This is a genomic window from Corallococcus sp. AS-1-6 (assembly GCF_020037015.1).
Lineage (GTDB): Bacteria > Myxococcota > Myxococcia > Myxococcales > Myxococcaceae > Corallococcus.
Map to the genome: position 1 here is coordinate 37,997 of NZ_JAIQDE010000022.1, position 17,177 is coordinate 55,173.

The 17,177-nt window shown below is 69.6% G+C and carries 13 protein-coding genes; 6 read left to right on the forward strand and 7 right to left on the reverse strand.

What is annotated here, in order from left to right; translation table 11 throughout:
- Position 1: 1 nt before the first annotated feature.
- Entirely contained in the window at positions 2–1,714 is a 1,713-nt protein-coding gene (locus K8612_RS26620) for a hypothetical protein (RefSeq protein ID WP_223741272.1), read from the reverse strand.
- A 217-nt stretch (positions 1,715–1,931) separates the two neighbouring features.
- Here K8612_RS26620 and K8612_RS26625 point away from each other — a divergent pair, with 217 nt between their 5' ends.
- Positions 1,932–2,630, forward strand: a complete 699-nt coding sequence (locus K8612_RS26625) for a bifunctional 2-polyprenyl-6-hydroxyphenol methylase/3-demethylubiquinol 3-O-methyltransferase UbiG (protein ID WP_223741271.1) — start codon at positions 1,932–1,934, stop codon at positions 2,628–2,630.
- Positions 2,631–2,640: 10 nt separating this feature from the next.
- On the opposite strand, the gene K8612_RS26630 is transcribed toward K8612_RS26625, so the two are convergent.
- Together K8612_RS26630 and K8612_RS26635 are read right to left on the reverse strand one after the other, a co-directional pair.
- The gene (locus K8612_RS26630) at positions 2,641–3,354 is read right to left on the reverse strand and encodes a response regulator transcription factor (protein WP_223741270.1); all 714 of its coding nucleotides are present in this window, start codon (positions 3,352–3,354) and stop codon (positions 2,641–2,643) included.
- Positions 3,351–4,883: an ATP-binding protein gene (locus K8612_RS26635; protein WP_223741269.1), complete on the reverse strand. Its 1,533-nt coding sequence runs from the start codon at positions 4,881–4,883 to the stop codon at positions 3,351–3,353. The genes K8612_RS26630 and K8612_RS26635 overlap by 4 nt, the downstream gene beginning before the upstream one ends.
- A 255-nt stretch (positions 4,884–5,138) precedes the next feature.
- Here K8612_RS26635 and K8612_RS26640 point away from each other — a divergent pair, with 255 nt between their 5' ends.
- Positions 5,139–7,175, forward strand: coding sequence for a c-type cytochrome (locus K8612_RS26640; RefSeq protein ID WP_223764360.1), 2,037 nt, complete (start codon positions 5,139–5,141; stop codon positions 7,173–7,175).
- 69 nt (positions 7,176–7,244) lie between these two features.
- On the opposite strand, the gene K8612_RS26645 is transcribed toward K8612_RS26640, so the two are convergent.
- Complete coding sequence (locus K8612_RS26645; RefSeq protein WP_223764361.1) at positions 7,245–9,422, reverse strand: hypothetical protein; 2,178 nt, start codon at positions 9,420–9,422, stop codon at positions 7,245–7,247.
- A 258-nt stretch (positions 9,423–9,680) separates the two neighbouring features.
- On the opposite strand from K8612_RS26645, the gene K8612_RS26650 reads away from it, so the two are divergent.
- A complete protein-coding gene (locus K8612_RS26650) occupies positions 9,681–10,721 on the forward strand; it encodes a hypothetical protein (RefSeq protein WP_223764362.1) in 1,041 nt (346 codons plus the stop codon).
- 14 nt (positions 10,722–10,735) lie between these two features.
- On the opposite strand, the gene K8612_RS26655 is transcribed toward K8612_RS26650, so the two are convergent.
- Positions 10,736–11,515: a hypothetical protein gene (locus K8612_RS26655; protein WP_223764363.1), complete on the reverse strand. Its 780-nt coding sequence runs from the start codon at positions 11,513–11,515 to the stop codon at positions 10,736–10,738.
- A gap of 185 nt (positions 11,516–11,700) precedes the next feature.
- Here K8612_RS26655 and K8612_RS26660 point away from each other — a divergent pair, with 185 nt between their 5' ends.
- Both K8612_RS26660 and K8612_RS26665 read left to right on the forward strand, forming a co-directional pair.
- On the forward strand, positions 11,701–12,648 hold the full coding sequence (locus tag K8612_RS26660; protein ID WP_223741267.1) for a hypothetical protein: 948 nt from the start codon (positions 11,701–11,703) through the stop codon (positions 12,646–12,648).
- Positions 12,649–12,677: 29 nt separating this feature from the next.
- The gene (locus K8612_RS26665) at positions 12,678–13,685 is read left to right on the forward strand and encodes an NAD(P)H-dependent glycerol-3-phosphate dehydrogenase (RefSeq protein ID WP_206799246.1); all 1,008 of its coding nucleotides are present in this window, start codon (positions 12,678–12,680) and stop codon (positions 13,683–13,685) included.
- A gap of 15 nt (positions 13,686–13,700) precedes the next feature.
- Here the strand turns inward: K8612_RS26665 and K8612_RS26670 are convergent, their stop codons facing one another.
- Positions 13,701–14,162 carry a hypothetical protein gene (locus K8612_RS26670; RefSeq protein ID WP_223741266.1) on the reverse strand — a complete coding sequence of 154 codons (462 nt, stop codon included), beginning with the start codon at positions 14,160–14,162 and terminating at the stop codon, positions 13,701–13,703.
- 50 nt (positions 14,163–14,212) lie between these two features.
- Positions 14,213–15,868, reverse strand: a complete 1,656-nt coding sequence (gene hflX, locus K8612_RS26675; protein ID WP_223764364.1) for a GTPase HflX — start codon at positions 15,866–15,868, stop codon at positions 14,213–14,215.
- A 169-nt stretch (positions 15,869–16,037) separates the two neighbouring features.
- Here hflX and proB point away from each other — a divergent pair, with 169 nt between their 5' ends.
- Entirely contained in the window at positions 16,038–17,162 is a 1,125-nt protein-coding gene (gene proB / locus K8612_RS26680) for a glutamate 5-kinase (RefSeq protein WP_223764365.1), read from the forward strand.
- Positions 17,163–17,177 lie beyond the last annotated feature (15 nt).

Below are 17,177 nucleotides of genomic sequence, written 5' to 3' on the forward strand. Positions count from 1 at the left end.
GTCAGTCGCCTTCGTAGATGCCGATGAGGCCCGGGGTGACGACGCCCGTCTTCGCGTTCTTGGTGCCCTCGAAGGAGACGAGGACGCGGCGCTTGCCGGCGGAGCGGTCGAACTGGATGTCGGACACGCTGCTGACGGAGGTGACCACGTTGCCGAAGACGTCACCGCTGTACTTCACCGTGCCGCCGCCCTTGAGGCGGGTGATGCCGCCCCACCAGTTGGCGCCCACCCAGAGGCTGCCGTCCCAGGGGTCCGTCGCCACGGCGGACGTGGGCGCCATCGCGGGCGTGCCGCCCTTCGCGGGCGTGTAGTTGACCAGGTCCTGCATCACCTTGGTCTCCACGGTCCCGTTGGCGCTCAGCCGCGCGAGGCCGTAGTAGAAGGAGCCGACCCATACGCCGCCGTTGGACGCCGGAGCCATGCCGGAGACGTTGTCGTCCACGCGCTGCGCGGCGGTGGGGTAGTTCGGCACGGCGTCAGGCCAGATGTCGAAGCGGTTCCAGTCGTAGCCCGAGTCCTCCGTCTCACTCTGGGCCGTCCAGTAATCATCCCCATTGGTGCCGTAGCGGAAGCGCGTGGAGCGGATCTGCCCGCCGAAGAAGACGTCGTGGTTCTCCGTGATGGAGATGCCGTAGTAGCGGTCTGAGAGCAGCTCGCCCGCGGAGCCGGAGATGGCGGGGTGCACGTGCTCGTAGAGGCCCGCGCACTCGAACTCCCACTTGAAGCCCTCCGTGTTCCAGGGACGCGGGTCCCAGCAGTATGCCGGGACGATGCCGTTGAACTTCGCGTCGCCCATGGCGAAGCCGTGGTTGCCGCCGAACCAGACGACCTCCTTCGCCGGGTCGTAGGCAATGCGGTAGATGGTGCAGACCTTCTCGCGCCCGCGCAGCTCGGCCTTCACCTTCTTGGGGCCGGTGTGGATGTCGTAGTGCACGACGTCGATGGAGCCGTCGGCCTTGAGGGTCACCTTGTCCGCGTCGCCGCTCTTGTAGACGCTGGCGTCAGGCTCGCGGTGGGCATTCTCCGCCTGGTCCCACTCGTCCTCGCAGGTGGGCATGCCCGGCTGGGGCGGCTTGCCGGCGTAGCCGACGAACACCGTGCCATCCGGGCCGCCTGCCACGGAGATGACCTTGAGGTACGGCATCCCCGCCGGAGGGCCGCCCACGCCGTCGCGCATGCGCCCGTAGGGGCGCAGGCCGTCGGACATCGTGAAGCGCTGAATCGTGTTGGAGCCCTTCTTGATGAGGAACAGGCCTTCCTCGCCGCCCGCGACCCAGACGTTGCCACCCTGGTCGGCGGTGATGCCGTACACGTAGCGCGGCGCTCCCTGCTCCTGGTTGTAGAACGTCCAGCCCGGGGCCGACGGGCGGGGATAGGTCTGGACCTTCTCTGGAACCCCCGCGTCGGTGCCCGTCCCCGCATCCGTGCCGGTGCCCGCGTCGGTGCCGGTTCCTGCGTCCGTCCCCGTGCCCGCGTCCGTGCCCGCATCCGTCCCGGTGCCCGCGTCGGGGACCTGGGTCCCCGCGTCCGTCCCGGTGCCCGCGTCCACCTCGCCCGTGCCCGCGTCCGGCAGCCGCGGGTCCTCGTCCACGGGCGTCACCGGGACCACCGGGTCATCCACCTTGCGCGTGTCGTTGTCGTCCCCGCCGCAGCCCGTCCACCCCAGCGCTCCCGCCAGGAGGAGCGCTCCCGTCCACCGCCACCCGTGCCTCATATGCCGCCCACCTCACACCAGGCCGGGAGAGGGTCCCCCGGCACGAAGCCATTGTTCGCCGCCATCAAGGCAAGGAGGGTGCCAGCCCTCGGGGGCCGCTCACCGTCGGGCCGTCGTCGGTGGGCGTCGGTTGAGCGACACCGGGTGGGCAACCCTTTACCCATTGTGTGAACGCCGGAGTCCCGGAGCGCCCCGCAACCGTGCTAGGGCCTGGGCAATGGCTGGGAACGACGCACGCGGCCGCACCCCGCTGTCCCTCGTGGGACAGGAGCCGGACCTCGTCTTCTACACACGGCAGGCTACCGAGCACGGCGGGCCCGTGCTCGTGCTGGGCGCCGCCAACGGCCGGGTGCCCTGGTCGCTCGCGGGCCATGGCTTCTCCACCGTCGGCGTGGACCCCTCCGAGGCGATGATCCGCTCCGCCGAGGAGCGCCGCGCCTCCGAGTCCCCGGACGTCTCCGCGCGCACGCGCCTCATCGCAGCGGACCCCCGCGCGCTGCGGCTGCCGGAGCAGTTCCCCCTGGTGCTCGCCCCGCAGCACGCGCTGGGCCTGATGTCCGGCCGCGACGACCTGGAGGCCTTCCTCGCCACCGTGCGCCACCACCTGTCCCCCGGCGGCACCTTCATCTACGACGTGCTCAACGCCCCGCGCGAACCCGTGCTGCCGCGCGATGACGACGAGCCCGGCGCCGCCGTGGAGCCCCGCCGCCCCCTCTTCGCCCTGCACCTGCGCGAGCGGCGTCCCGCCGGCGGCCAGAGCCCCATCCGCCGCCTCAAGCTGAAGCACTTCCTGCCGGAGGAGCTGGAGAACGCGCTCACCGCCAGCGGCCTCACCCTGCGCGAGCGCTACGGCCGCTTCGACGGCAAGCCCTTCGACCTGGAGGACCTGCGCCAGATTGGCGTCGCCGGGGCGTGAGCGGCGCGCTTCAGCGCTCGAAGCGGTAGCCCAGGCCGCGCACGGTGAGGAAGTGCCGGGGCGCCTCCGGGTCGGCCTCGAACTTCAGCCGGAGCTGGCGCATGAAGTTGTCCACCGTGCGCGCGCTGCCCTCGTAGTGGTAGCCCCACGCGCCGGACAGGAGCTCCTCGCGCGTGAAGGTGCGGCCCGGGTGGGCGAGGAAGTGCGCCAGCAGCTTGAACTCCTGCGCCGTCAGCTCCACCGGCTGCCCGTCGCGCGCCACCGTGCGCTGCGACAGGTCCACCTTCACGTCCCCGAACGTCACCGGCGGCGGCGTGGTGCCCGTGGCCCCGAACCGGCGGCGCAGCACCGCCTTGATGCGCGCGAGCAGCTCCTGGAGCCCGAAGGGCTTCACCACGTAGTCGTCCGCGCCCAGGTTGAGGCCCAATATCTTGTCCGACTCCTGGCCCCGCGCGGACAGCACCACCACGGGCGTGTCCCGGCCGCGCTGGCGCAGCTCGCGAATCACCTCGTAGCCGTTCATCTCCGGCAGCATCAGGTCCAGCACCAGCAGGTCCGGCGCCTCGTCCAGCGCCTTGGCCAGGCCCGTGCGGCCGTCCTGGGCCTGGAGCACCTCGTAGCCCTCGAAGCGCAGGTTCATGGACACGCCGGTGAGGATGGACAGGTCGTCCTCCACCACCAGGATGCGCTGGGGCTTGTCGTCGTGAGGGACGGAGGTGCTCATGCGCGGCCCACCGGGAGCTGGATGGTGAAGCAACTGCCCTGGCCGGGCTCGCTCTCCACGGTGATGCGGCCGCCGTGCGCGTCCACGATGCGCTTGCTGATGGCGAGCCCCAGGCCGCTGCCCTCCGTCTTGCGCGTGAGCAGGTTGTCCACCCGGTAGAAGCGCTCGAAGATGCGCTTGCGGTCCTTCCTGGCGATTCCCACCCCGTTGTCCTCCACCGACAGGTTCACGTGTCCGCCGTCTCTCTGTGCCCGGAGGGCGATTTTGCGGTGGGTGGGCCCACTGTACTTGTAGGCATTCTGCAACAGGTTGAGCAGCGCGCCCGCCACCGCGACCCGGTCCACCTCCACGTGGGGCAGCCCTTCCTCCACCTTCACGGTGAACTCCATGCCGTCGCCGTGCCGCTGCGTGCGGAAGGCCGCCACCGCCGCGTCCACCACGTTCGCCACCGGCAGCGACTCGCGCTGGTACACCTTGCGGCCGCTCTCGATGCGCGCCCAGTCCAGCACCCGCTCGATGAGGTCCGACAGGCGCTCGGTCTCCTTCGTGAGCAGGTCCAGCACCTCCTGCTGCTGCGCCGGGTCCTTCAGCCGGCCCAGGGCCAGCGTCTCGATGAACATCCGGATGGACGTGAGCGGCGTGCGCAGCTCATGGCTCACCAGCGACACGAAGTCCGTCTTCATCCGGGACAGGCGCGCCTCGCGGTAGAGCACGCGGGCGGTGTAGCCCACGCCGAAGGTGAGCGTCAGGTAGAACAGGCCCAGCAGCACGCCGTACACGGCGCGGTTGCGCGTGGACGCGCTCGCCACCGGGTCCTCGCCCATGGGCAGCACCACCAGGCGGAAGTCCTGCAACGGCGCGGACAGCACCCGCTCCGCGAGCACCGGCGGCCCCAGCGCGTTCTGCCGCGCCTGGGCCACCTCCGACATCAGCCGGTTGACGAGCCCGCCCTCGCTGGACGTGTCGCGCGGCACGGGCAGGAGCGTGAAGCGCACGGGCTCCGACGTGGCCCGCCCCTGCGCCTTTTCCGACAGGAGCGCGTCCAGCGCCACGCCTGACAGCCGCACGCCCCGCACGGTGGCGCCCTGGCGCTCGGCGGCCACCATCACCGCGCGGCCTCCCGTGGCGAGCGAGAAGACGGTGGGCACGGTGGGCAGCGAGGCGGCCTCCGGCACCAGCGCCGCCAGGGACTCCGCCAACTGCGGGTCCTTCGTGCGGACGAGCCCGTTCTCCACGAGGAAGGAGCCGTCCGGGTCGGACAGCTCCTGGTCATCCGGCAGCAGGAACGCCAGCCGCTCGTTGTCCACGCGCTCCAGGCGTCCGCTGCTGAGCGCGCGGGGCACCTCCGCGGACAGGTCCGCCAGCGTCCCCCGCCACGCGGCCTCCAGGCGTTTCTCCACCGCGGCGCGCTCGTTGATGATGGCCACGACGCCGAAGCCGGACAGGCCGGCTGACGGCAGCACGACCAGCAGGATGAGCAGCGCGAACGTGCGCCGGAAGCTGAGGATGACGGGCGCGGGACGAGACACGACCCCCCGTGTCTACACGCGACGGAGGTCTGGCGCTCGCGGCTTTTGGGGGAGGGGGGAGTCTTCCCGACATTGTCGGGAGGCACACGGCGGGTGGGGAAGGCGTCGACTTCGGAGGGCGGCTGGGCGAGCATGCGGGCTTCGGGACGGCGTGTGAGCAGGGCCGGCACGCTTCCGGACAGGCCGTGGGGCTCGCGCGCAGGGTGGGGCCGGAGGAGCGCGCGGAGGCCTTCGCGGGAGGGGATGGCATTTCCGATGCGACGGCAGGGATGGGCCGCGCTGTGCGCGGTGACGACGCTGGTGCTGTCGGGTTGCAAGGAGCGCGAGGTGGCGGGCACCTGGAGCAACGCCTCCGGGTCCGTGGCGCTCAGCCGGGATGACTCGCTGCTCTACGTGGTGGACGCGGACAACGGCATCCTCGCCGTGGTGGACACGGCCCGCCGGGAGAAGGTGTCCGAGGTGCGGGTGGGCCCGCGCCCGGAGCGCGTGACAGTGGGCCCGGACGACACCGTGTACGTGACGAACCGGGGCGGCCGCAGCGTGTCCGTCATCCGCAAGGGTGACGCGGTGGAGGCCGCGCGCGTCCCGGTGGGCGTGGAGCCCACGGGGATGGCGCTGTCGCCGGATGGCAGCACGCTGTACGTGGTGAACAGCGCCATGCGTGAGTCCGCCGCGAGGGGCAGCCTCACCGCCATCGACACGGGCACGCTCACGGCGCGCTGGGAGCTGCCGCTGGGCGAGGAGCCGCGCGGCATCGCGCTGCTGGAGGACGGCAGAAAGGCGGCGGTGTCGCTGTTCCGCCAGGGCGACGTGATGACGGTGGACCTGTCGGACGCGAACCGGCCCCAGGTGATGCGCGGCGGCACGGACCTGCTCGCGAAGGCCAACCGGATGCTGCCCTCCAGGACGGGCGGGTCCTCCTCGGCGGGTGATGCGCCGCTGCCCGTGGAGACGGGCCCGCGCTCCTTCCGGTCGCGCGGCATGGTGGACCTGTTGAGCGCTCCGGACGGCCGGCGCCTCTTCGCGCCGGTGCTGTGGTCGCGCGAGGACCCCCTGGGCGGACCCGTGGACGGCCGCGGACCCAATCCCGGGGACTCCATGTACGGCGGCGGGACGCCCTGCGGCGCGGCGGCCGGTGGCGGCGTGGTGGCCGCGGGCCTCATCACCTTCGACGCGGAGGACGACGCGCCCCGGCCGGTGGTGGACGACCTGGACGAGTGCAAGCCGCCGCCGGAGGAGAAGCCGGACTACCCCACGTCGCTCATCGCGAGCCCGTCGTTCAAGGAGCCCCTGCAGGGGCCGGCGGCGGCGGTGGTGGACCCCACGGGCGCGTGGCTGTTCCTGGTGAACCAGGACTCGAACAACGTGGCCGTCCTGCCCTCGTGGCGCCGCTCCGGTTCGGACCTGGTGAGTGAGGGGAGCCCGGTGCGGCAGTTGGTGTCCGTGGGCGCGGGCCCCAACGGCATCGCGCTCACGCGGGACGGGCGCAAGGCCTACGTCTACAACGCGTTCGACCACACGGTCAGCACGCTGGGGGCCAGCGGGGACGCGTTGGGGGACATCCGCGAGGAGGGCGAGCGCCTGGTCATCGCGGGCGACACGCTGTCGCCGATGGCGGCGGCGGGCCGGCGGTTGTTCTTCAGCGCGGTGGATGCGCGGATGACCAGCCCGGCCGTGGCGGTGTCCTGCGCGTCGTGCCACCTGGAGGGCCGCGAGGACGGCCACGTGTGGGGCTTCCCGGACGGGCCGCGCCAGACGCCCAGCCTGGCGGGGCGCATGACCACGGCGACGGCGCCCTTCCACTGGAGCGGCGAGTTCTCCGCGCTGGGGGACTTCATGAGCGCCACGGTGAAGGACCGCATGGGCGGCCAGGAGCTGGACGAGGACACGGTGGCGAAGCTGGGGGCGTTCATCGACGCCATCCCCGCGCCGGACAACGCGTTCCGGGGCGAGCCGCTGACGGCGTCCCAGGCGCGCGGGGCCGCCCTCTTCACTCAGGCGAAGTGCGACACGTGCCACACGGGCGCGGCGCTCACGGACAACCGCAACGTGGACGTGGGCACGTTCGTGCTCTCGGGCGTGCTTCAGGACGCGGCGGCGGTCATCAAGACGGGGCTCAACACGCCGTCGTTGCTGGGCGTGGGCCGCACCGCGCCGTACCTGCATGATGGCAGCGCGCCCACGCTCAAGGCCCGCCTGATGAACGGCCGGGAGACGAACCAGCACGGCATGACCGCGCAGTTGTCCGACGCGGACATGGACGACCTGGTGGCGTACCTGGAGACGCTGTAGCAGGGAAAGCGCGAACCGCATCGGCGCGATCATCTCACCTGGAGATGGTCGCGCCGTGCGAAGGGTCTGCTACTGGTCGAGCACGGAGATCCGGTCGACCTTCACGTATGACGTGTCATACCACTTGATCCGCGTCTCGATTTCATGGCGCAGTCGGCCGTCCAGCGAGAATTCCAGTGAGAAGTCTTGATAGGCGAATGGCTGGGTGAAGGCCGAGCGGGCGATGAGCTTGGATGCGATGATGGTATCTGTCGTCCTGTCGTACACTTCAATGTTGGCGATGTTTCCGCCGGTTGTCGTGACGTCGATCATCATTCGAAACACCGCGAGTTTGTTTCCGTCACCCCAATAATTGGCATAGGGGCCGTAGATCAGATAGCCCGCGCTGTCGAAGGCGGTGTTGGCGGACCAGCCATCGCCGTCCAGTCGGCCCATGCCCTTTGATAGGCCGCTACCCTCTGCCTCGTAAATGAAAGGTGGGGTGGGGCCGGAGGGGAAACTGATTCGACGGACCGCTTCGATGGAGCGGGTGCCTCCTGAGATGGGGACTGAAATACCCCGGTGGAGGACTCCGCCGCCAATCTCCATGCCACCATGAACGGCACAGGCACAGAAGCCCGTGTCGGCATTATCGGAGGGTCCCAGGTGTTGCATCTTGAGCGAGTCTCCCAACGAGTCCCGGCCTCGAGCACTCCACGAGAGCGCCGTTCCCACCCAGCCCCAAACTTCGTCTTGGCTGGGCGAGGCAGGAGGCCTCCGCGCGGTCCAGATGTCAGCAGGGAAGATGTATGGCGCGACGGCGGTGGTCATGATCAAAGTATTGTCAGGGCGAACGGCATGGAACAGGTTGGCTTTGGTCGGTTGTGTCGCGGGAAATTTCGATAGAACAATGCCGCCGACGACGGACCAGATCTCCTCACCAAAGTCGGGGTTCCCCGCAGGATTATCGAATTGGTAGGTCCGGTCGAAATAGGGCTGGTCGCCATGAAGAACGTAGCCGAGCCTCAGATAGACGGGACGACGCTCGCCGTCCGCGAAGAGGAGATCCTGGTGACAATGGTCTCCTTCTTGAATTCCATCGCGCGCAGCGTCCGACTCCTTGGTGATGGGGGCTTGGTAGACAATTCGAAGGGAACGCCCGGTCTGTTCGCGCACGAGCGGAGGCAGCTTCCGGGCCCAGGCCGTACGATTTCGATTGCAGGCGGTCCAGTGCGGAACGTCCGGATCCGTGATGGGGGCTGCCTCATTGATGCTGTACCAATTGCAGATCCGGCGGGCGCAAGCACTTCCTGTGCAACTCTCATCTTCATCGCATTGTCCGTTGCCGTTGGGGTCTTCGCCAAGTTCTGGGATTTCATGAGGCAGTTCGTAGTGCTCAGCGCCGCTGTAGCCAGTCATCCAGGTCCCATTTCCATCTTCCGCGACACCCAGGAAGTTGATGGGCCGGTGAGTCAAGGGGGTCTCATGGAAAAAGCCTAGGGCATTGCCAGTGGCGCCATTCAGAAGCCAGAGGCCATTCATCTTGCCGTAGAATCCGGTCTGGTCAATCCATGCCATGTAATGTTTGCCGACGAAGATAATGTCGTTGGCGTTCGGTCCGTCCCGCCGGATCTGGGATAGAACAGGATCGTAGGTTCCGAATCCCAGGCCTCCGAGCGCACGTGTGACCAGCGTCTGAACATGCGCGTTTGTGCTGTCGGTGAGGTTTTCGATGGGAGCCTGACCCGCCGTGAAGTCATCAATGTATACCGTGACCTTGTCGATATTCATAAAAGCCCTATCGAGCCAGCGAACCCGGGTCTCCACCCGCTGGTTTGAGCAGGTCGTGAGATCGAACCAGAGCGCGAAATCCTGATACTGGAATGGGTGGGCGAAATCTCCTCTCAGGATGTCATGGGTCGCCAGGACCTTGTCCGTGTCGTAGCAGTAGATGTCAATGGTGGCGACGGTTAGGTTGTTGTATGTGGTGTCGTCGACCATGAGCCGGAAGACAGCCTTTCCTGCGCCCGAGCCCCAATTCGTTGCATAGGGTCCGTAGGTGAGATGGCCCGTGCTCTGGCTTGCCACGTTGGCGGCCCATCCGGATGCGTCAGCGTAGCCAATACCGTGGTTGAGATCTGTCTCCGCTTCGTAGGTGAAGGTTCTGTCGAAGGTCTCCGCTGTGGCCGGAAGCGGTGTGAGATGAATGAGGATGGCAAGGAGCAGAAAAGGCTTGAGTCTTGTCATGGTGTCGTCGCGAAAGCGCATGTGGATGCGTGGAAGACAGGGGCGAGGAGGGCTCAGAGGAGAAGCCATCCCGTCGTGAAGGGGCCGGGAGAACGCAGGCGCCCGTGATGGTTGCTTGCTGACGACTATTGCTGGAGACGCGAGACGGCGGTGTTCAAGGAACAGGGTGCTTGCATGAGCAATGCCGTCGGTACATCGTGGCCGCCGCTTATGAGTTCCCCCTCACAGGTCGCGGGGTCGTCCCATTCCAGGATTGCGTACGCGTCCTGGGGGCTCGTGGTGCTGACCCTGGTCCACCACTTCGGACTCTGGGCGTGGACGGCGTGGCGCCGGGACATTCCTCCGCTCCTGGTGTTGGATCGCTGGGACTCGCACCACTACAGCACGCTAGTGTTGGAGGGGTACTCATGGCCCCTCTGGGCGTTCCTTCCGCTGTACCCGGGGCTGGTCTGGCTGGTGTGGCAGGGACTGGAGGGCACGCTGCCGCCCCAGGTCGTCGGCGCGGCCCTGTCCACGGTCTGCCTGCTGGGCTTCGTCGCGTGGAACACCCACCAGGCGCGGCAGGGGCCAGTGCGCGAAGGGATGACGGCCCGGACGCCTTGGGGGTGGTTCGTCTTCCTCTACGGTCCCGCCAGCTTCACGCTTCACTCGCACCACACGGAGGGCCTCTTTCTGCTCCTGTCGTTCGGGGCCCTTGCGTGTGCTTCGCGTAGGCAGTTCCTGCCCTCCGTCGTACTGGTTTCACTCTGCATCTTCACCCGGAACCAGGGCTGCTTCGTGGCGATCGCCGCCGCGCTCCTGGCTGCCCTGCGCGAGCCAACGTGGCGCGAGCGCTTCGTGCGGTTTTGCCTCATGGGGTGTCTAGCGCTGGTGGCGTTCGGGGGGTTGCTCGCCTTCGAGTGGAGCCGCTCCGGTGACCCCTTCATGTTCTTGAAGGCCCAGCGGGAGTGGAACCACGTGGATTCTCTCTGGGGCGTCATCCGGGGGCTGTGGTTCGGCAATCCCTGGCACAAAGGATTCAGCGGCTGGCTGGTGCTGCGGAATGTCTTCGGGGCGGCGTGGCTGATATTCGGGGTGATGTTGTGGCGCCGAGACCGGGCCCTGGGGCTTTATGTGCTGCTGTCGCTGCTGGTGATGCTGCCTCAAGGCGACCTGGGAAATGCCTTCCGCTTTGGCGCGGTGCTCTTCCCCGTCATGTTCGTCGCGGGCGATTGGCTGGCCACGCGTCCCAAGGCGTTGCGCTGGACGGTGGCGCTCCTGCTTGTGTGGCTCAACCACAAGGTCACCCATGCCTATGCCATCGCGAAGTGGCCCTACTGAGCAGGGCCGCTCAGCTACTGCTGGGGGGCGGCTGTCGAGGGCGCCGCAGGCTTCTGCGCAGCCGGTGCGGGCACCACGGGCTTCGGTCCGGCAGGGCGCGGGGCGGGGACGGGCGGCGGTGTCCGGGTGTCCGATGGCGCGGAGAGCAGCGCCGGTGACCCCGCGCGCGGCGCGGTGAGGCTGCCCATCGGCTCCAACGGCTCAGCCGGGAGGAGGCTGTCCCCCGCGTCCGCAGGAAGCTCCGTGCCCGCGTCCGCCGTGGCCTCCCCCACGCCGTGATTCGACGTCACCGCGAGCCGGGCCACGTCCATCGCCCGGTCGGGATCATCCCCCAGCCAGGTCACGACCACGACGCACGGCGTGTCGTCATCCCACGTCACCACCTGCGTCATGCCCTGCACGGGGTTGCGGCGCGCGGCGGCCCGGCCCAGCGCCGGAATCTCCTCACCGCCCGCGTTCAACGTGGGCGCGAGCAGCGCGCGAACATCCGCGGTCGCGTACTGCGGCTGGCAGTCATACGCCACCGACACGGACACATCCGCCAGCGCCGCCGAACGCAGCGAGCACACGGGCCCGCACGTGGGACACGCGCGCTCCTCCTTCATCGTGAAGCCGTTCAACGTCAGGTCGCGCAGGTCCGCCGGCAGCAGCTCCTCGCACGAGGGCAGGGTCAGCGTGGAGGGCCGCCCCGGCGGTCCGATGGCTCCCGCGTCCGACGCGCCCGTGCCCGCACCGGGCCTGCTGCACGCGCCCAGGGCGAGCGCCATCAGCAGTGCACCCCGTCCGACCCTCATCCCGTTGGCTCTCCTCACCGACGCCATGCGCGCGGGCGCGGATGGTAGACCGTGCCCGGCCCCCGTCATCAGCATTGTGGCGCGGCTGCCGCTTTCCTGACGCGACCGGATGGCGGGGGAGAGGTCGGGCAGGCCGGCCTCGTTCACGGCCGGAGCGTGGGCTAGGCTGCCTGCCTTCTTCCACCATGCGCCTCCCCGGTCTCCTCAGCCTGTCGCTCCTGGCCCTGGCGCCCGCCCCCTCCGCCCGCGCCCAGACGCCCAGTCCGCCTCCCCGGAGCGCGACCCCTGACGAGTCCTGGAGCGAACCCGGCCAGCCCGCTCCCGAAGCGCCGCGCCCCCAGGCGGCCCCCGCCGGGGAAGAGCCCTCGCGCGTCCAGCCGCCACCCGAAGCGGAAGGGTGGGAGTCCTTCCCCGGCGCCTCCGCCCCCACGCCCGCGCCGCCTCCGCCGCCCCGGGCCCCGCCGCCGCTGCCCGCCGAGCCGCCTCCCGCGAGCCCCGTGAAGCCTCCCCGTCCGCCCCTGGCCCCCAACCGCTACGGGCTCTACGGCGGCCGGTCATTGGGCTCCGGACACGCGGGCGTGGGCATGTCGCTGGGCTTCCCCTTCGTGTCCGCGCGCGGCGTGTACGGCGTGCTGGAGCACCTGGACCTGGGGCTGGGCGTGGACACCGTCTACGGCCTGATGACCGAAGTGCGCGCCAGCGCCCGCCTCACCGTCCTGGACAGCGACAACGTCAGCCTCGCCGTCGTGGTGGACGGCGGCCGCGCGTTCTTCGCGCGGCCTCCCGACACCGAGGACAAGGGCGCGCGCTACCTGAGCGGCCGGCGCGACTGGAACGTGGCCCCGGGGCTGGTGACGTCCTTCCAGGGCGACAGCCCGCGCGCGTGGCGGCCGTTCCTGGACGTCCGCGCCCTGATGGCCTTCGACATGGACCCCATCCAGAGGGATCCGCTGTCCGGCATGCCGCCCGCCTGGAAGCTGGATGCGGCCGTCCTCGTCCGGCTGGGCGCGGAGTTTCCCGTCGGAGAGAAGACGTCCTACGCTGTCTCGCTCGGTGGCGACTTCCGCAGCCGCTCCACGGACGCGGAGTTCATGCCCACGCTGTCCGTGGGCGTGGTGTCCACGCTGTTCTGAAATCCCCCCTCTCGACCCGAGGTCATCTCATGCGCGGCAGTGTCATTGGTGCAGGTTCGTTCGGAACGGCGCTCGCCAACGTGCTCGCGGTGAATTGCGACGAAGTCCGCCTGTGGGGCCGTGAACCCTCCACCGTGGAGGCCATCAACACCCGCCACGAGAACGACACCTACCTGAAGGGCATCCCCCTCTCCGAGCGCGTGCGCGCCACCACGGACCTGGAGGAGGCGCTGGCCGGCTCGGAGATGGTGGTGCTCGCCACGCCCAGCCACGCCACGCGCGAGGTGCTCGCGCGCGCCAAGGCCTTCCTCCCGAAGAGCGTGCCCCTCGTCACGGTGTCCAAGGGCATCGAGAACGGCACGCTGCTCACCATGACGGAGCTGCTGGAGGACTGCCTGCCGGAGGAGTTCCACCCGTACGTCGCGGTGCTCTCCGGCCCCAGCTTCGCCAAGGAGCTGGCCCGGCGCATGCCCACGGTGGTGACCATCGCGTCGCACTGGGACAAGGTGGCCCAGCGCTGTCAGAAGGCGCTCCAGACGGACACCTTCCGCTCGTACACGTCCACGGACGTGGTGGGCGTGCAGTACGGCGGCGCGCTGAAGAACGTCATCGCCATCGCCGCGGGCATGGCGGACGGCCTGGGCATGGGCCACAACGCGCGCGCGGCCATCATCACGCGCGGCCTGGCGGAGATCACGCGCCTGGCGGTGAGGAAGGGCGCCAACCCGCTGACGCTCTCCGGCCTGTCCGGCATGGGCGACCTGGTGCTCACCTGCACGGGCGAGCTCAGCCGCAACCGCCACGTGGGCATGGAGCTGGGCAAGGGCCGCAAGCTGCCGGACATCCTCGCGGAGATGAAGGAGGTCGCCGAGGGCGTCAAGACGGCCAAGAGCGCGCGCGACCTGTCCCTCAAGACGGGCGTGGAGCTGCCCATCTGCGAGCAGGTCTACCTCATCGCCTACGAGGGCAAGAACGCCAAGATGGCGGTGGTGGACCTGATGACGCGCCAGCCGAAGTCGGAGCTGTCCGGCGTCTGAGGACGCCGCGCAGGCCTAGTAGCGGCGCGGCTTGGCTTCCGGGCCCGCGCCGCGCACGCGCCACACGGTGAGCCGCTCGGAGTTGGTGTGGCTCAGGACGAGCCCCTCCGTCTGCATCTCCTCCAGCAGGCGGTGCGTCTTGAGCCGGTCCAGCCCGATGGTGCGGCCCAGCATGTCGCCGGGCATGCCGCTGATGTTGCTGCGCAGCTCGTTGATGATGGCGCGCTTGAACTCGTTCTTCTGCAGGCCGTCCATGTCCTGCGTTCTCCACGCGGACAGGATGCCCCAGCCGATGAGCAGCAGCGTCACCACGGCGATGACCGGGTAGACGATGTGGCTGTTCTTCTCGAGCAGCTCGATGTAGCCGGTGGTGATGGACGAGACGGGCCGGTCGTAGTCCGGCCCGGAGTCCTGTCCGGGCAGACCTTCGATTTGGGCCGTCAACAGCGGGATGAGCAGTTTCAGCGCGGGAGCCAAGGCCCCCCGACTCTACGGGGAGGGCCCCCGCGCCGACAACCCGCCCGCCGTCAGACGACGCCGATGGACTCGGACGCACCCTCGGCGAACAGGGTGGTGTCCGCCTTGGCCAGGAGCGTCGCCAGGCCCTCGCGCTTCACCGCGCTGATGGCCACGCCGCCCTTGGAGCGCAGGAGCGTCTCCACCTCGTCCGCGGAGAGCTGGTCCGCCTTGTTCCACACCATCAGGCGCGGCTTCTCCATCAGCCCCAGCGAGGCGAGGATCTTCTCCACCGCCTCCACCTGCTCGTCGCGCGCCGGGTCGCTCGCGTCCACCACGTGCAACAGGAGGCTTGCGTCGTACAGCTCCTCCAGCGTGGCGCGGAAGGCCGCCACCAGGTCCTTGGGCAGGTCCCGGATGAAGCCCACCGTGTCGGTGATGATGACCTCGCGCTCCTGCGGGAAGCGCAGGCGGCGGCTCGTGGGGTCCAGCGTGGCGAACAGCTTGTCCTCCGCCAGCACCTCCGCGTTGGTGATGGCGTTGAGCAGCGTGGACTTGCCCGCGTTGGTGTAGCCCACGATGGAGATGACCGGCACCTCGCGCCGGTTGCGCTGCGCCCGGCGGACGCTGCGCTCGCGGCTGATGACGTCGATGCGGCGCTCCAGGTGGGTGATGCGCTCGCGCACGCGGCGGCGGTCGATTTCGAGCTTCGTCTCACCCGGACCGCGGCCGCCCACGCCACCGCCCATGAGGCGGCTGAGCGAGTCATCCCCCTGCACCAGCCGGGGCAGCCGGTACTTCAACTGCGCCAGCTCCACCTGCAGCTTGCCCTCGGCCGTCTGCGCGCGCTGCGCGAAGATGTCCAGGATGAGCTGCGTGCGGTCCAGGATCTTCAGGCTCGTCGCGTCCCCGATGTGGCGGCCCTGCGACGGGGTGAGGTCCTTGTCGAAGACGAGCAGGTCCACCATGGACTGCATGGAGCGCAGGTTCAGGTCCTCCAGCTTGCCCCGGCCGATGAGGTAGCGCGGATCCGCCTCGCGCTTCATCTGGAGCACGCTGTCCACCACCTCCACGCCCGCGGTGCGCGCCAGCTCCTTCAGCTCCGCCAGCGAGGACTCGGCCCGGGCGCGGTTGCCGTCCAGGCACACCGCCACCAGGATGGCGCGCTCCTTCCCGGACACCGTGCGCGCGGCCGCGGTGCGGTTGAACTCCTCCTCCAGCGCGTCCAGCGTGGACAGCAGGTCCGGCTGTTCGCCGTGCACGGAGGGCAGGGTGGACACGTGCCAGAAGTCACCCGAGCCGTTCTCCGGCACCAGGTAGGCCCAGTGCAGCACCCCGGGCAGGCCTTCGTGGCCCACGCCCACGGCCGCCACGCAGTCCAGGCGCAGGAGCGCCAGGTCCGTGAGGTCGTCCTTCGTCAGGGGTTCGCTCTTCAGGTGCGTGTGCACCAGCCGCAGGCCACGCAGACGGCTCTGCCCCGCGCGCGCACGGCCGATGTCCGGCAGCTCCAGCTTGTGCGCGTTGCCCACCACGACGTGCTCGATGTCGCCCTTGCGATTGATGAGGACGCCCACCTGACGGTTGAGCTCGTGCGACAGCTCGGTGAGGTGGCGGGCAAGCTCCGCGGACACGATTTCGCGCGGATCCACGCGGCGGCGGAAGGTGTTGCGCAGCCGCTGCTGCTCGCTCGTCTTCAGGCCCAGGGTGTTGCCGTAGATTTCCTTCAAACCGTTTCTCCTGGCGCGGACATCGAAGGGCCCGCGCCGCATTCAAGGCATTGGATGGACCGGGGCAGTCCGCGTTTCATGACAAGCGCCCCTGTTTTCCGCCCGCCGCGAAGCCTGGTGAACAACCGGCCGCGCGCGTCCTTTCCCGTTCCAGCCTACGCTGCCTTCCGTGACTGATTCCGCACGCAACGCCTTGCGCGGGGCCCGCCGCGTGGTGGTGAAGATTGGGACCAACGCGCTGACCAGCGCCACGGGCCGCTTCAACCGTGCCCACTTCGACGCGCTGGGGCAGGACCTGCTGTGGGCCGCCGGGGGCCGGGAGCTGGTGGTGGTGTCCAGCGGCGCCATCGCCCTGGGCATGGAGCGGCTGGGCCTCCCCGCGCGCCCTCGGGACATCCCCGGCAAGCAGGCGTGCGCGGCGGTGGGCCAGAGCCGCCTGATGCAGGCGTACGAAGAGGCCTTCGGCCACGCGGCCCGGACGGTGGCCCAGGTGCTGCTCACCCACGAGGACGTGCAGGAGCGCCGCCGCTACCTCAACGTGAAGCACACGCTGGAGCGCCTGCTGGCGGCGGGCGTGGTGCCGGTCATCAACGAGAACGACACCGTCTCCGTGGACGAGCTGAAGTTCGGCGACAACGACACGCTGGCGAGCCTGGTGGCCGGCGTGGTGGAGGCGGACGCGCTGGTCCTGCTGTCGGACGTGGAGGGGCTCTACACCGCCGACCCGCGCAAGGACGCCGACGCCCGGCTGATGCCCGCCGTGCCGCGCGTCACCGCGGACGTGCTGGCCCTGGCCGGCGACGCCACCAGCGCGGTGGGCACGGGCGGCATGGCGTCCAAGGTGCGCGCCGCCGCCCGCGCCGCGGAGCTGGGCATCCCCTGCGTCATCACCTCCGGCGCGGTCCCCGGCCGCCTGCGCGGCGTGCTTCAAGGGGAGGCCGTGGGCACGCTCTTCGAGCCCGCCGGACGCCGCAGCGCGCGCACCGCGTGGATCGCCCACGCCCTGCGGCCCCGGGGCCGGCTGGTGGTGGACGCGGGCGCGAAGGAGGCCATCGTCACCGGCAAGCGCAGCCTGCTGCCCAGCGGCGTGACGGGCGTGGACGGGGACTTCGGCCGGGGAGACCCGGTGGACCTGACGGACGCGGCCGGGACGGTGTTCGCCCGGGGCCTCTCCACCTACGACGCCAACGAGCTGAGGCGCATCGCCGGGCGGCGGAGCGCGGACATCGAGGCGGTGCTGGGCTACCGCTACCTGGATGAAGCGGTGCACCGCGACGACCTGGCGGTGCTGTAGCCGCGGTTCGCGCAA

Coding starts and splice junctions, on each gene's coding strand:
- K8612_RS26620 (WP_223741272.1), bottom strand. CDS start 1,714: ATGAGGCACGGGTGGCGGTGGACGGGAGCGCTCCTCCTGGCGGGAGCG.
- K8612_RS26630 (WP_223741270.1), bottom strand. CDS start 3,354: ATGAGCACCTCCGTCCCTCACGACGACAAGCCCCAGCGCATCCTGGTG.
- K8612_RS26640 (WP_223764360.1), top strand. CDS start 5,139: ATGCGACGGCAGGGATGGGCCGCGCTGTGCGCGGTGACGACGCTGGTG.
- K8612_RS26665 (WP_206799246.1), top strand. CDS start 12,678: ATGCGCGGCAGTGTCATTGGTGCAGGTTCGTTCGGAACGGCGCTCGCC.
- K8612_RS26645 (WP_223764361.1), bottom strand. CDS start 9,422: ATGCGCTTTCGCGACGACACCATGACAAGACTCAAGCCTTTTCTGCTC.
- K8612_RS26625 (WP_223741271.1), top strand. CDS start 1,932: ATGGCTGGGAACGACGCACGCGGCCGCACCCCGCTGTCCCTCGTGGGA.
- K8612_RS26660 (WP_223741267.1), top strand. CDS start 11,701: ATGCGCCTCCCCGGTCTCCTCAGCCTGTCGCTCCTGGCCCTGGCGCCC.
- K8612_RS26655 (WP_223764363.1), bottom strand. CDS start 11,515: ATGAGGGTCGGACGGGGTGCACTGCTGATGGCGCTCGCCCTGGGCGCG.